This window comes from Actinacidiphila oryziradicis (assembly GCF_005047355.1).
GTDB classification, from domain to species: domain Bacteria; phylum Actinomycetota; class Actinomycetes; order Streptomycetales; family Streptomycetaceae; genus Actinacidiphila; species Actinacidiphila oryziradicis.
Window position 1 is genome coordinate 21821 of the sequence record NZ_SUMC01000054.1, and the last position, 14295, is coordinate 36115.

The window sequence follows — 14295 nt, forward strand, 5'->3', positions numbered from 1 at the left end:
CCGCAGTGGGTTGCATACGCAATGTGACAGCACTACTTCCCGGGACCCACGCATGGACCCGGTGATCATCGCGGGGGCGGGTCCGACCGGGCTCGCCCTCGCGCTCTCCCTGGCCCGGCAGGGCGTACCGACGGTCGTCTTCGACGAGACCGAAGCCGGACGCACCGGCGACCGGCCCGCCCGGGCCGAACGAACGGCCCTGCTGAGCCCCGGCACCGCCGAGTCGCTGGCACGGCTCGGCTGCAACACGATCCACGAGGACGGAACCACATGGACGGGATGGCGCACGATGCGCCGCCGCCAGGAGGTCGCGAGAGCCGAATTCGGACCGGACTCCGGGACATCCCCGCTGCATATCGCTCAGCACCATGTGGAGCGGCAGCTCCACGAGGCACTGGCCACCGAGGGCCTGGCCCGGATCGTGCCGGGCACCCGCCTGGACCTGCTGGAGCAGGACGGGACCGGAGTCACCGTGCATACCCGCGGCGCGGACGAGACCTGGTGGCGCGGTAGTTACCTCGTCGGCTGCGACGGCTCCCGGTCGACGGTCCGCAAACTGCTCAAGATCCGCTTCCCTGGCCGTACAGCCGTGGACCGGCACGCGGTCACCGCGCTCCGGGTTGAGTTGCCGAACCCCGGCGAAGCACTGCTGCACCGCGATCCGCCGGGCTCCGGGCTCGGCCCCGAGGTAATGGCCCGTCCGCTGCCGGACGGAGTGTGGCGGCTGGACTGGCTGCTGACCCCGCAGAGCGACCTGCTGACCGCCGACGCTGTCGTGGCGCGGATCCGGGGCACCCTGACAGCGTGGTGCGGCCGGGTGCCGCCGTACGAGCTGCTCGGCACGGCGGAGTACCCGGTGCACCAGCGGCTGGCGCTGCGCTGGCGCGTGGGCCGGGCGTTCCTGGCGGGGGACGCGGCGCACCTGACCGGTGCGCTGGGCGCCCAGGGTGTCGAGGAGGGCCTGCGGGACGCGGAGAATCTGTCCTGGAAACTGGGGCTGGCCTGGCACCAGGGGGCGTCGGAGACTCTGCTGGACAGCTACGAGGCAGAGCGGCGCGGCGCGGTGGGCGCACGGCTTCGGGCAACCGACCAAGTGCTGCCGCTGGCGCGGGCGAAGGGACTCTGGCCGGTGCTGCGCCGCTCAGTGCTGTCCGGGTCGCAGCGCCAGTACGCGGAGCTGCTGGCCGACAGCCACCTCGGGCGCGGGCCGATCGGCTCACCCCCGGTGTACACGCGCTCGCCCCTGGCGCTGCCGGCCCCGCGCAATGGCTCGTCGGAGGCATCACCACTCGTCGCGTCCTGTGCGACACCCCCGGGCGCGCCGGTGGTCGACGTAGAGGTGACGGCTTTGGACGGCAGCCGGGCGCGGCTGCGTGACCGGCTCGGCCGCGACCTGCTCGTCGTGCTGATCGCTCCGGGCACCGGGGTGTGGGAGAGCAGGCACTGGCTGACGGCCGGTCTGATGCCACGGCTCGCCAAGGCGGTGGCCGCTCTGCCGACACGCGCGGAACTCCTTGTCGCCGAGTCATATCCGGGCGCCACCGCGCACAGCGTGCTGCTGATCCGCCCGGACGGTCACCTGGTCACGGCGATGACCGGGTGCCGGCCGGCCGAGTTGTACTCCTACGCCGACCTGGCGCGCGGCGGCCCGCCGGCCCAGGTAGAGGACCGGGTCCCGCACTGACCCCTCGCCGGGCGGCCGGCGCAGGCAAAGCCACGCCACACCGGCCCGCCCGGCAAGGGCAGGGCTCAGCGGGCGAACTCCGTGGCGCGGGACTCCCGGACCACTGTGATCCGGATCTGCCCGGGATAGGTCAGCTCCTCCTCGACCTGCTTGGCCACATCGCGGGCGATGACCTGCGCCTGGATGTCGTCCACATCCTCCGGCCGCACCATCACCCGGATCTCGCGGCCGGCCTGCATCGCGAAGACCTTCACCACCCCGGGCTGTCCTGCGGCAATCTGCTCCAGCCGTTCGAGACGACGGACATACGCCTCCAGAGGCTCCCTCCGCGCGCCCGGCCGGCCGCCGGAGATCGCGTCGGCGGCCTGGGTGAGGACGGCCTCGACGGTGCGCGGCGCGATCTCGTTGTGGTGGGCCTCGATGGCGTGGACGATGTCCTCCGCCTCGCCGTGCCGCCGGGCGAGGTCCGCGCCGATCAGGGCGTGGCTGCCCTCGACCTCATGGGTGAGGGCCTTGCCGATGTCGTGCAGCAGGCTGCCGCGTTTTACCGGCGCCGGGTCGACACCCAATTCGGCGGCCATCATGCCGGCGATGTGCGCGGACTCCAGGAGGTGTCCGAGCACGTTCTGCCCGTAGGAGGTGCGGTATCGCAACCGGCCGAGCGCGGCGGTGAGCCGGGGGTGTATGTCGGTGATGCCGACATCGGTGAGGGCGTCCTCGCCGTGTCGTACGCACAGCTGCTGGACCTCGGTGAGGCTTCGCCCGTAGACCTCCTCGATCCGGAGCGGGTGGATTCGACCGTCGCTGACCAGTGCGCCGAGCGTGAGCCGGGCGACTTCACGGCGGACCGGGTCGAAGCACGACAGAAGTACCGCTTCAGGCGTGTCGTCGATAATGAGGTTGACGCCGGTGAGAGCTTCGAACGCGCGGATGTTACGGCCCTCGCGGCCGATGATGCGGCCCTTCATCTCATCGCTGGGCAGTTGGAGCACTGAGACGACCGATTCGGCGGTCTGCTCGCTCGCCACCCGCTGGATGGCCGACGACACGATCCGCCGGGCGCGCTCCTCCCCGCGCTCGCGGGCGGCCCGCTCGATGTCCCGTACGGTCACGGCCGCTTCGCGCTTGGCCTGCTGCTCCACGGAGCGCACGAGGTCGGCGCGGGCCTCGGCTGCGGTGTAGAAGGCCACGCGTTCCAGAATGCCGCGTTGTTCCTCCTCGACACGGCTCAGTTCGGCGCGGCGGCGGTCCAGCGCTTCGCGTTCATCGGCCAACTCGCGGCTGCGTACGAGCAGATGCTCGGACTCGGCGTCGATCCGGGCCTCGCGGTCGGAGAGCCGCTGCTCGCGGCGCTCCAAGTCGCCCCGGATCTCGCGGATCTCGTCCTTGGCGGTGGCCCGGATCTCACGGGCCTCGCGCTCGGCCGCCGTACGAAGCTGCTCGCGCTCGTGGCGGAGCCGGCGCAGCAGGACGGCGGCAGTCATGGCGACAACCACCGTGACTGCGACGCACAGGAGAGAGAACACCGATCCGGTCCCCAGCGCGATGCCCATGGCACCAACTCCCGAATCTCTGAGGACGCGACCCGTCACTCGTTGTGAGGCTAGGTCGGCAGAGAGCCATGGTCAAGGAAGCCGCCCTGGGGTCATGGACGTTGGGACCCCTGGCGGATTACTCGGGGAGGAAGTGTTCGAGTATCGCCGGGTCCTCGCCTTCCTCCTCCAGCGCGCGGCGGACCACCCGGAGAGCGAGGCCCTCCGGATATCCCTTGCGGGCGAGCATCCCGGCAAGTCGTCGGATCCGCTTGTCACGCTCCAGGCCGCGCGTCGAGCGGAGCTTGCGGTCGACGAGGGTGCGTGCGGTCTGCTCCTCCTGCTCGGAGTCGAGCTGCTCGACGGCCCGGCCGATCAGCTCGGCATCCACGCCCCGGGTGCGCAGCTCGCGGGCGAGGGCACCGCGGGCGAGGCCCCGGCCGCGGTGCCGGGACTCCACCCAGGCGTTGGCGAATGCCTGGTCGTCGATGAGCCCGACATCCTGGAACCGCTCCAGCACATGCTCCGCCACCTCGTCGGGGATTTCCCGGCGGCGCATGGCGTCGGCGAGCTGTTTGCGGGTGCGCGGCGTCCCGGTGAGCAGGCGCAGACAGAGCGCCCGCGCCTGCTCCTCGGGATCGAGCGGTGGCCCCTGCCCCTCGGCCCTCGACGAGGAGGAGGGGCCGCCGCGGTCCGTATGGGTGCGCGCCATGGGCTCAGACCTTGGCAGCTGCAGCCGCGGCGGTGGCCTTGGTCGCCTTCACCGCCTTGGGGGCCGGGACTTCAGCCTTGGCGGGCTGGGCCGGACCCGCGGCGTCCACGCCTGGTTCGGCGCCCGGCGCCTCGACCTTCACACCGATCCCGAGCTTGTCCTTGATCTTCTTTTCGATCTCGTCGGAGAGGTCGGGGTTGTCGCACAGGAAGTTCCGCGCGTTCTCCTTGCCCTGCCCGAGCTGGTCGCCCTCGTACGTGTACCAGGCGCCGGCCTTGCGGACGAAGCCGTGCTCGACACCCATGTCGATCAGGCCGCCCTCCTTGCTGATGCCGTGGCCATAGAGGATGTCGAACTCGGCCTGCTTGAAGGGCGGGGCGACCTTGTTCTTGACGACCTTGACACGAGTGCGGTTGCCGACCGCCTCGGTGCCGTCCTTGAGAGTCTCGATGCGGCGGATGTCGAGCCGCACGGAGGCGTAGAACTTCAGCGCGCGGCCACCCGTCGTGGTCTCGGGCGAGCCGAACATGACGCCGATCTTCTCGCGGAGCTGGTTGATGAAGATCGCGGTGGTCTTGGACTGGTTCAGCGCGCTGGTGATCTTGCGCAGTGCCTGGCTCATCAGCCGGGCCTGCAGGCCCACGTGCGAGTCGCCCATCTCGCCCTCGATCTCGGCCCGGGGCACAAGGGCGGCCACCGAGTCGATCACGATGAGGTCGAGCGCACCGGAGCGGATCAGCATGTCCACGATCTCGAGTGCCTGCTCGCCGTTGTCCGGCTGGGAGAGGATCAGGTTGTCGGTGTCGACGCCCAGCTTCTTGGCGTACTCGGGGTCGAGGGCGTGCTCGGCGTCGATGAAGGCCACCTGACCGCCGGCCTTTTGCGCATTGGCCACGGCGTGCAGGGTCAGGGTCGTCTTGCCGGAGGATTCCGGGCCGAAGACCTCCACCACACGGCCGCGCGGCAAGCCGCCGACGCCGAGGGCGACGTCCAGGGCGGTCGACCCGGTGGGGATCACCTCGATGGGCTCATTCGGCCGCTCGCCAAGGCGCATCACCGCGCCCTTGCCGAACTGCCGTTCAATCTGTGCGAGCGCGGCGTCGAGCGCCTTCTCGCGGTCGGTTCCTGCCATGGCTTCCACCCGGGGTGTCTGAGTCGATCGCTTCACGTCCACGACGCTACTGCCTGCCACTGACAATGCGTCCCGATGCCGCCTCCGGGCTGTGGATAACCTGCGTGGAAACCGGCCCGTCGCACCCATGAGAATGGATGTTCGATTTTCGTGTCAAGCGCACCAACCAGCTGGTTCAACCTCGGCGACGGCGGCGGAACCACACCAACGGCCGCCGCTGCGGGCTGTGGGCCCGGGGGTCGGTCACGGCGTACCGCTTCACATACGCCCCCAGGAACCCCTGGAGCGTAGCGGTCGCCGGGATCGCGACCAGCGCGCCGACCGCACCCAGCAGGGCGGTACCGGCGACGACCGACCCGAAGGCGACCGCCGGGTGTATGTCGACCGTCCTCGCGGTGATCCGCGGCTGGAGCACATAGTTCTCGAACTGCTGGTAGACCACGACGAATCCGACCACCCACACCGCATCCCAGGGATCCTCGGTGAACGCGATCAGCGTGGGCAGCGCCCCCGCGATATATGTGCCGACCGTTGGCACGAACTGCGACACCAGCCCCACCCACAGCGCCAGCGCCGGCGCGTACGGCACGCCCAGCACCTGGAGCAGCACATAGTGCGCGATCCCGGATATCAGTGCCATCAGCGCCCGCGAGTACAGATAACCGCCGGTCTTCGCCACCGCGATCTCCCAGGCGCGCAACACCTCCGCCTGGCGGGCCGGCGGCAGCACGGAGCACAGCGCTCGGCGCAGCCGCGGCCCGTCGGCGGCGAAGTAAAACGTGAACAGGGCGACAGTGAAGAGCCGGAAGAGGCCGCCCAGGACAGTGGCAGACAGTCCCCAGACGTTGCCCGCGCTGTTCTGCGCGTACTTGCGCAGCCAGTCCGAGTGCAGAACGTTCTCCTGCAACTTGCCGACATCCAGGCTGGCGTGGAAGGTGCCGTTGATCCAGACGACCACATCGTCCACGTATTTCGGCAGGTTCTGGCCGATGGTGGTCACCTGGTCGACCAGCAGCGAGCCGAGCAGCACCACGAAGGACACGGTAGCGACCATGACCGCCAGGAAGACCAACCCGGTGGCCATCCCCCGGCGCATCCCGCGGGCGGCCATCCAGTCCACGGCGGGCTCGATCGCCAGCGCGCCGAAGAAAGCGATCAGGAGGTCGATCAACAGCCCGATGACCTGGTGAAAGGCCCAGCTCGCCAACTGGTAGCAGGCAAGCAGAGCCAGCGCCATCACCAGGGCGTGGGGCAGCCAGCGTGGCATACCGGAGCGCGCCGACGACTCGGGCGGCCCGGGCTGTCCGGCCTGCGGTCTGGAGGATCCTTCGATGGTGGTCGTACCAGTCTCTGCCACGCGCCAAGTCTCTCAGCGACGCGATGCGGGCACGTCAACAGCCGCGCATACCGCCCGCCACACGTCCTTCGCCTCCCAGCCGTCGTCCAGCGCCTGGCGGACGGTCCGCCCACCGAGCTCGGACATCACATGGTCCCGGGAGAAGGAGTCGGCATACGCCTCGCCGAAGTGCGCCCGCATCCGCTGCCAGAAGACCGTCAACTTCATGCGGACCAGTATCCCGCTCCCGGGGGGCGTACGGGCGCACGACCAGGTGCGCCAGGGTCAGAGCCGTATGCAGACAGTGCCCGGAGCCCTACTCTGCGCACATGCCAGCAACTCCACTAGCGTGCGCCCAGCACTTCGTGTGGCTGACCGCGCGCGTACTCGAGCAGCGCAGGTTCGCCTACCACTTCCTCCATGGCTCCGCCGACGCGGTCGAGGCCGCTCTCACCGCGTACCGCAATGACGACGACGGGTTCGGCCACGCTTTGGAGCCCGATCTGCGAGGGCCGGTGAGCCAGCCCCTGCACGCCGCGCACGCGCTGCGCGTCCTCGACGAGACCGGGCGCTGCGGCGGCCAGCGCGCGGAGCGCGTGTGCCGCTATCTGACGTCCGTCTCCACTCCCGAGGGCGCCCTGCCCGCCGTGCACCCCTCCCTGCGCGGCTATCCGGCAGCGCCCTGGCTTCCGGTCACGGCCACCCCGCCGGGCGACCTGCTGGCCACCGGCCCCGTGGTGGGGCTGCTGCACCGCAATGAGGTCTGGCACGCCTGGCTCTTCCGGGCTACGGACTTCTGCTGGGCAGCGGTCGAGTCGCTCGACAAACCGCACCCGTACGAAGCCATGGCCGCCGTCGCGTTCCTCGACTCCGCCCCCGACCGGCCCCGGGCACGGGCCGCCGCCGAACGGCTGGGGCAGATAGTGCGTGAACAGCAGTTGGTGGTGCTGGAGCCCGACCGCGCCGCCGACCACCCGCTGCCCCCGGGGAACGCGCCGGGCGAGTATCACTTCACGTACGACTACGCCCGCACTCCGGACTCGCTGGCCGCACGCTGGTTCTCGGACGCGGAGACGGAGCTCGCCCTGGACTTCCTCGCTGATGAGCAGGACGAGGACGGCGGCTGGCCGGTCCGCTGGCGTGAGTGGGCGCCGGGCACCCGGCTGGAGTGGCGGCCGATCGTGACCATCGAGGCGCTGCGGACGCTGCGCGCGTACGGGCGCGGGATCTGAACAGCTCCAGCCGGCACGCGGCCGGGGAGTACCCGGCCGCGTGCCGGCGCTCTCAGGCAGGCGCTCAGCCGGTGAGGGCCCGTACGGCTCCGGTGACCATCACCGCGGCAGCGACCACTGCCAGGAAGGGCGCGCGCAGCAGGAGGGCGACGGCGGCGGCCGCCAGACCGGCGGCGCGGGCGTCGAGGACGAGGGTGCGTCCGGTGCCGAAGGTCTGGAGGGCGGTGAGGGCGGCCAGCAAGGCGATGGGTACGAGGGCGGCAAGGCGTTTGACCAGGGGCCGTTCCAGGATTCCGGCCGGTATGGAGAGGCCGAGGAATTTTACGGCGTAACAGCCGAAGGCTGTAGCGGCGATGGCGATCCAGGTGTTCAACGGCCCTCCTCCTTGCCGCCGGTCAGGGCGAGCACAGCGGGGGCGGCGAGGGCCGCGACGAGGACGGGCACGCCGGCCGGGAGCAGCGGCAGGCACGCCAGTGCGAGGAACACGGCCAGCGCGGCCGTCAGCCGCTCGCGCCGGCCGCGCACCATGGGCGCGAGCAGGGCGAGGAATACGGCCGGGCCCGCCACGTCCAGGCCCCAGGCGGCCGGGTTGCCGAGCGCGGAGGCACCGAGGGCGCCCAGGAAGGTGGTGAGGTTCCACAGCACGTAGAGGGTGGCTCCGGTCACGGTGAAGCCCAGGCGCGCGCTGCGCCGGTCCGGCTGGGCGAGCGTGACGGCCGAGGTCTCGTCGATGACCCATTGCGCGGCGAGCGGGCGCACCGCTCGCGGCAGGCCCAGCAGCCCGGAGAGGCGCAGCCCGTAGAAGGCGTTGCGTACGCCAAGGAAGAGCGCCCCGGCGGCGGCCGCGAACGGGCCGCCGCCCGCTCCGAGCGCGCCGACGAGCGCGAACTGCGAGGCACCGGTGAAGACGAGCAGGGAGAGCGCACAGGTCTGCGCGATGGTGAGCCCCGCTCCGGCGGAGGTCACTCCGAAGGCGAAGCCGGAGAGTCCGACCGTGACGCCGACGCCCAGGGCGTCGCGGACCACCGCGGAGGCCGGGCGGGCCGGGACGGCGCCGGGCCGCGTGCCGTGCTGGGGTGTGTGCGCTGTTGGTGTCACAGCGGCACGCTACGAGCGCGGCCGCTCCGGCGTCTTGTACGTTCTTGCGCGCTCACGGGCATAAGCGCCCGGCGGGACGCCGACAATGCGGGTGAAGTGGCGATTGAGGTGCGGCTGGTCGGTGAAGCCGACGGCGGCGGCCACCGAGGCGGGTGCGGTTCCCGCCGCCAGGAGGCGGCAGGCGCGGCGGATCCTCGCGTCGGTGAGCCAGGTATGGGGCGGCATCCCGTAAAGCTCCCGGAAGGCCCGCAACAGCGCGAAGGGGCTGGTGTCGAGGCAGGAGGCGAGCTGTTCCAGGGAAGGCGGCCCGGCCAGCCGCTCCTCCAGCAGGGCACGGGCGCGCTCGGCCTTGCGGGCGCCGGCGGTCCGGGGGGTGCGCGCCGGGAGGGCGCCGCCATGGGCGCGCAGAACGCGGGCGACGGTGTGCCGCATCAGAGTGTCCGCGGCGAGCGGGTTCCGCTCGTCGACGGCTCTGAGCACCTCGGTGACCAGACGCACGGTGTACGGGTCGTCGGCGACCGGGACGGTGAAGCCGACGGTGCCGCGGACGGTGGTCGTCTCGGCGGCGATCCGGGCGACGATGTCCGCGGCCGGGTAGAGCACGCTGTAGGTCCAGCCCTCGGGGACCCCGGCCTGGCCGGTGTGCGCGGTGTCGGGGTTGATCAACGCCAGGGCACCGGGCCCGGCCCGCTCCACGGCTCCGCGGTGGTGGAAGGCCTCGACGCCCTCGGTGATCGCGGCTATGACGAAGCTCTCATGGGTGTGCCGGACAAAGGTCTTGCGGACGTACCGGGCGCGCAGCAGGTCGACGCCGGGCAGGCCGGGATCCTGCCAGTGCCGCGCCTTCTCCTCCGACCCCATGGATCCATTATCCAGGCGGGCCGTACGGATCACACCAACGGCCCGTTGTCAGTGGCACCAGGCATTATGGAGGACATGTCGGTACGAAGCAGCCTGGACGCCTTCTCCCCCGCCACCCGCGCGTGGTTCACGGGGGCGTTCTCCGCGCCCACCGCCGCCCAGGAGGGCGCATGGCAGGCGATCGGCGAGGGCTCGGACGTGCTGGTGGTGGCACCGACCGGCTCCGGGAAGACGCTGGCCGCGTTCCTGGCCGCGTTGGACCAGCTGGCCAGCACCCCGCCGCCCGCCGAGGCCAAGCGGCGCTGCCGGGTGCTGTACGTGTCCCCGTTGAAGGCCCTCGCGGTCGACGTGGAGCGCAATCTGCGCAGCCCGCTGACGGGGCTGCGCCATGAGTCCGTACGCCTGGGCCTGCCCGAGCCCGAGGTGCGGGTCGGGATCCGCTCCGGCGACACTCCGCCCGCCGAGCGCCGTTCGCTGGCCACCCGGCCGCCGGACATCCTGATCACCACACCCGAATCGCTGTTCCTGATGCTCACCTCTGCCGCCCGGGAAGCGCTCAGCGGAGTGGAGACGGTGATCCTGGACGAGGTGCACGCGGTCGCCGGCACCAAGCGGGGCGCCCATCTCGCCCTGTCGTTGGAACGGCTGGACGAGCTCCTGGAGCGGCCGGCCCGGCGGATCGGGCTGTCGGCCACCGTACGGCCGGTGGACGAGGTCGCGCGTTTCCTGTCGCCGCAGCGCAAGGTGACGATCGTGCAGCCGCGCTCCCAGAAGCAGTTCGACCTGTCGGTGGTCGTTCCCGTACCGGACCTGGGAGAGCTGGGCGGCTCACCCGCAACGGACGCGGGGGCCGACGACCAGCGGCCGTCGATCTGGCCGCATGTGGAGGAGCGGATCGCCGACCTGGTACAGGCGCACCGTTCCACGATCGTCTTCGCCAACTCGCGCCGGCTCGCCGAACGGCTGTGCAACCGGCTCAATGAGCTCGCTTACGAGCGCGCCATGGGCGAGCCGCTGCCGGAGGACCACTCGCCCGCCGAGCTGATGGGCGGGTCGGGCGCGGCCGCAGGTGCGCCCCCGGTTCTGGCCCGCGCGCATCACGGGTCGGTGTCCAAGGAACAGCGCGCGCTGGTCGAGGAGGATCTGAAGGCCGGGCGGCTGCCCGCCGTGGTCGCCACTTCCAGCCTGGAGCTGGGCATCGACATGGGTGCGGTGGATCTTGTCGTCCAGGTGGAGTCACCGCCGTCCGTCGCCTCCGGGCTGCAGCGGGTGGGCCGGGCCGGGCACCAGGTCGGGGCGGTGTCCACCGGGGTCGTCTTCCCCAAGTACCGGGGCGATCTCGTGCAGGCGGCGGTGGTCACCGAACGGATGCGCCAAGGCGCGATCGAGTCGCTGCGCGTCCCGGCCAATCCGCTGGACGTACTGGCGCAGCAGCTGGTGGCGATGACCGCCCTCGACACCTGGGATGTCGACGAGCTGCTGGCCGTGGTCCGCCGCGCCGCGCCATTCGCCGCGCTGCCGCATTCGGCGTATACGGCGGTCCTGGACATGCTCGCCGGGCGCTATCCCTCGGATGCCTTCGCGGAGCTTCGGCCCCGCCTGGTCTGGGACCGGGTGGCGAATACGGTCACGGGCCGCCCGGGGGCGCAGCGGCTGGCGGTCACCTCCGGCGGGACGATCCCGGACCGGGGTCTGTTCGGGGTCTTCCTGGCCGGGGCCGACCCCAAGAAGGGCGGTGGCCGGGTCGGAGAGCTGGACGAGGAGATGGTGTACGAGTCCCGGGTGGGCGATGTCTTCACCCTGGGCACGTCGTCCTGGCGGATCGAGGACATCACCCGCGACCGGGTGCTGGTCTCGCCCGCCCCCGGTGTGCCGGGCAGGCTGCCGTTCTGGAAGGGCGATCAGCTCGGCCGGCCGCTCGAGCTGGGCCGGGCGGTCGGGGCGTTCCTGCGCGAGGTCGGCCGGCTCACACCGGAAGAGGCCCGATCAAGGCTGGCCGCCGCCGGCCTCGACCAGTGGGCGGCCGACAATGTGCTGGCGTATCTGGACGAGCAGCGCCGTGCCTGCGGCCATGTGCCCGACGACCGGACGATTGTCGTCGAGCGGTTCCGGGACGAGCTGGGCGACTGGCGCGTGGTGGTGCACTCCCCGTTCGGGGCGCAGGTGCACGCCCCCTGGGCGCTGGCGCTCGGCTCCCGGCTCGCCGAGCGGTATGGCTTCGACGCCCAGGTGATGCACGCGGACGACGGCATCGTGTTGCGGCTGCCCGACGCTGATCTGCTCGGCCTGGATCTGCTGGACGCCGATCCGGCCCGGCATGGCTCGGAGTCGGACAGCGACCAGTCCCCGGTCGGCGCCGCCGATGTGGCCTTCGACAAGGGCGAGGTCGAGCAGTTGGTCACCGACCAGGTGGGCGGCTCGGCGCTGTTCGCCTCCCGCTTCCGGGAGTGCGCGGCCCGTGCCCTGCTGCTGCCGCGCCGCAGTCCCGGCAAGCGCACCCCGTTGTGGCAGCAGCGCCAGCGCGCCGCCCAGCTGCTCCAGGTCGCTTCGGAGTTCGGCTCGTTCCCGATCGTCCTGGAGGCGGTCCGCGAATGCCTCCAGGACGTCTTCGACGTTCCTGGCCTGGTCGAGCTGATGGGCGACATCGAGGCCCGCCGGGTGCGCCTCGTCGAGGTCACCACGCCCGAGCCGTCGCCCTTCGCCCGCTCGCTGCTCTTCGGCTATGTGGCGCAGTTCCTTTACGAGGGCGACTCCCCGCTCGCCGAGCGCCGTGCCGCCGCCCTCTCGCTGGACTCCCGGCTGCTCGCGGAGCTCCTCGGCCAGGCCGAGCTGCGCGAACTGCTTGACGCAGATGTCCTGACAGAGCTGGAGCACGAGCTGCAGTGGCTCACTGAGGACCGCCGGATCAAGGACCCGGAGGGCGTCGCCGACCTGCTGCGGATGCTCGGCCCGCTGAGCAAAGACGAGCTTTCGGCCCGGGGCGGCGAGCCGCAGTGGGCCCGGGACCTGGAGGCGGCACGCCGCGCGATCCGGGTCCGGATCGCCGGGGCGGAGCAGTGGGCGGCGGTCGAGGACGCCGGGCGGCTGCGGGACGCGCTGGGCACCGCGCTGCCGGTCGGCGTACCGGAGGCGTTCACCGAGCCGGTGAAGGACCCGCTCGGAGATCTGCTGGCCCGCTTCGCCCGCACCCATGGCCCGTTCACCTCGGCGGAGGCCGCCCAGCGCTTCGGCCTGGGCACCGCGGTCACGGACGGCACCCTGCACCGGCTCGCCGCGTCCGGCCGGGTCGTCCAGGGTGAGTTCCGGCCGGGCGGTGCGGGCCACGAGTGGTGCGATGCGGCGGTCCTGCGCCGGCTGCGGCGCCGGTCGCTGGCCGCGCTGCGGCATGAGCTGGAGCCGGTGCCGCCGACTGCCCTGGCTACGTTTCTTCCGCAGTGGCAGCACGTCGGCACTCACAGCCTGCGTGGTCTGGACGGTCTGGTGCGGGCCGTGGAGCAGCTCCAGGGGGCATCGGTGCCCGCTTCGGCGCTGGAGAAGCTGGTGCTGCCGTCCCGGGTCTCGGGCTACACACCCGCGATGCTCGATGAGCTGACCGCCTCCGGGGAAGTGCTGTGGTCCGGTGCCGGGGCGCTGCCCGGCAATGACGGCTGGGTGTCGCTCTATCTCTCGGACACCGCGCCCCTGCTGCTGACCGAGCCACGGCCGCTGGAGCTCTCGCCGGTGCACCAGGCGGTGCTGGACACGCTCTCCGGCGGCTACGGACTGTTCTTCCGGCAGATTGCCGAGCAGGTCCGCGCGGCCGGCCACGACACGACCGACCCGGCGCTGGCGGACGCGCTATGGGACCTGGCCTGGTCGGGCCGGCTCACCAATGACACTCTCGCGCCGTTGCGCACCCTGCTCGGCTCCGGCCGCACCGCCGGTTCCACCGCCCACCGGGCGCCCCGCTCGGTGCCACGCGGCCGTTACGGCAGCCTCACCGGCCGCGCCCCGCGTGCCACGGCGTCCCGGGCGGGGCCGCCGACCGCCGCCGGGCGCTGGTCCCTGATACCGCCCCTGGAGCCGGAGCCGACACACCGGGCGCACGCCCTCACACACACCCTTCTTGACCGGCACGGCGTGGTCACCCGGGGCGCGGTGGCCGCCGAAGGGGTCGAGGGCGGCTTCTCGGCCGCGTACCGGGTACTGGCCGCGTTCGAGGAGACCGGCCAGGCCCGCCGGGGATATGTGGTCGAGGGGCTCGGGGCGGCGCAGTTCGCGATGGACGGTGCCGTCGACCGGCTGCGGGCGATAAGCACCGCCCGGGACCGGGAGGAGGAGCGGCACGCCAAGGCCCGTACCGTCGTCCTGGCCGCTGCGGATCCGGCCAACGCCTATGGCGCCGCCCTGCCCTGGCCTGAACAGCCCGCCGGGGTGAGCCACCGGCCCGGCCGCAAGGCAGGGGCCCTGGTTGTCCTGGTCGACGGCGAGCTCGCGCTGTATGTGGAGCGCGGCGGCAAGACCCTGCTGGCATGGCCGGCACCGGAGGACGAGATACGCCTCCAGGCGGCGGCCGACGCCCTGTCGTTGGCGGTCCGCGAGGGGGCGCTGGGCCGGCTCACCGTCGAACGGACGAACGGCGAGCCCGCTCTCTCCTCGGCTCTCGGCCGCGCCCTGGAAGCGGCTGGTTTCCACGCCACGCCGCGCGGTCTGCGGCTGCGGGCATGAT

Annotated in this window: 11 protein-coding genes; 3 read left to right on the forward strand and 8 right to left on the reverse strand. The window is 71.9% G+C overall.

Annotated features, from left to right (window positions below; genetic code table 11):
* The first annotated feature begins 52 nt into the window (after positions 1-52).
* On the forward strand, positions 53-1684 hold the full coding sequence (locus tag FCI23_RS36445; RefSeq protein ID WP_136728463.1) for an FAD-dependent monooxygenase: 1632 nt from the start codon (positions 53-55) through the stop codon (positions 1682-1684).
* Between the two features lie 65 nt (positions 1685-1749).
* On the opposite strand, the gene rny is transcribed toward FCI23_RS36445, so the two are convergent.
* From rny to FCI23_RS36470, 5 genes are all read right to left on the reverse strand, one after another.
* A complete protein-coding gene (rny, locus tag FCI23_RS36450; protein ID WP_136728464.1) occupies positions 1750-3237 on the reverse strand; it encodes a ribonuclease Y in 1488 nt (495 codons plus the stop codon).
* Between the two features lie 118 nt (positions 3238-3355).
* The gene (gene recX, locus FCI23_RS36455; protein WP_136728465.1) at positions 3356-3928 is read right to left on the reverse strand and encodes a recombination regulator RecX; all 573 of its coding nucleotides are present in this window, start codon (positions 3926-3928) and stop codon (positions 3356-3358) included.
* A gap of 4 nt (positions 3929-3932) precedes the next feature.
* Entirely contained in the window at positions 3933-5060 is a 1128-nt protein-coding gene (recA, locus tag FCI23_RS36460) for a recombinase RecA (protein ID WP_136728483.1), read from the reverse strand.
* 175 nt (positions 5061-5235) lie between these two features.
* Positions 5236-6327, reverse strand: a complete 1092-nt coding sequence (locus tag FCI23_RS36465; protein ID WP_136728484.1) for an AI-2E family transporter — start codon at positions 6325-6327, stop codon at positions 5236-5238.
* Positions 6328-6429: 102 nt separating this feature from the next.
* Positions 6430-6624, reverse strand: coding sequence for a DUF3046 domain-containing protein (locus FCI23_RS36470; RefSeq protein ID WP_136728466.1), 195 nt, complete (start codon positions 6622-6624; stop codon positions 6430-6432).
* A 101-nt stretch (positions 6625-6725) separates the two neighbouring features.
* Here FCI23_RS36470 and FCI23_RS36475 point away from each other — a divergent pair, with 101 nt between their 5' ends.
* Entirely contained in the window at positions 6726-7628 is a 903-nt protein-coding gene (locus FCI23_RS36475) for a hypothetical protein (protein WP_136728467.1), read from the forward strand.
* Positions 7629-7692: 64 nt separating this feature from the next.
* Here FCI23_RS36475 and FCI23_RS36480 read toward each other — a convergent pair whose 3' ends face one another.
* From FCI23_RS36480 to FCI23_RS36490, 3 genes are read right to left on the reverse strand one after another with little or no spacing between them, the layout of a single operon-like run.
* A complete protein-coding gene (locus FCI23_RS36480) occupies positions 7693-8001 on the reverse strand; it encodes an AzlD domain-containing protein (RefSeq protein WP_136728468.1) in 309 nt (102 codons plus the stop codon).
* Positions 7998-8726: an AzlC family ABC transporter permease gene (locus FCI23_RS36485; protein WP_136728469.1), complete on the reverse strand. Its 729-nt coding sequence runs from the start codon at positions 8724-8726 to the stop codon at positions 7998-8000. The genes FCI23_RS36480 and FCI23_RS36485 overlap by 4 nt, the downstream gene beginning before the upstream one ends.
* Positions 8727-8735: 9 nt before the next feature.
* Positions 8736-9587 (reverse strand): helix-turn-helix transcriptional regulator, encoded by an 852-nt coding sequence (locus tag FCI23_RS36490; protein ID WP_136728470.1) that lies wholly within the window; start codon positions 9585-9587, stop codon positions 8736-8738.
* A 75-nt stretch (positions 9588-9662) separates the two neighbouring features.
* Between FCI23_RS36490 and FCI23_RS36495 the strand changes: the two genes are divergently transcribed.
* On the forward strand, positions 9663-14294 hold the full coding sequence (locus tag FCI23_RS36495) for an ATP-dependent helicase (RefSeq protein ID WP_407646076.1): 4632 nt from the start codon (positions 9663-9665) through the stop codon (positions 14292-14294).
* Position 14295: the final 1 nt, after the last annotated feature.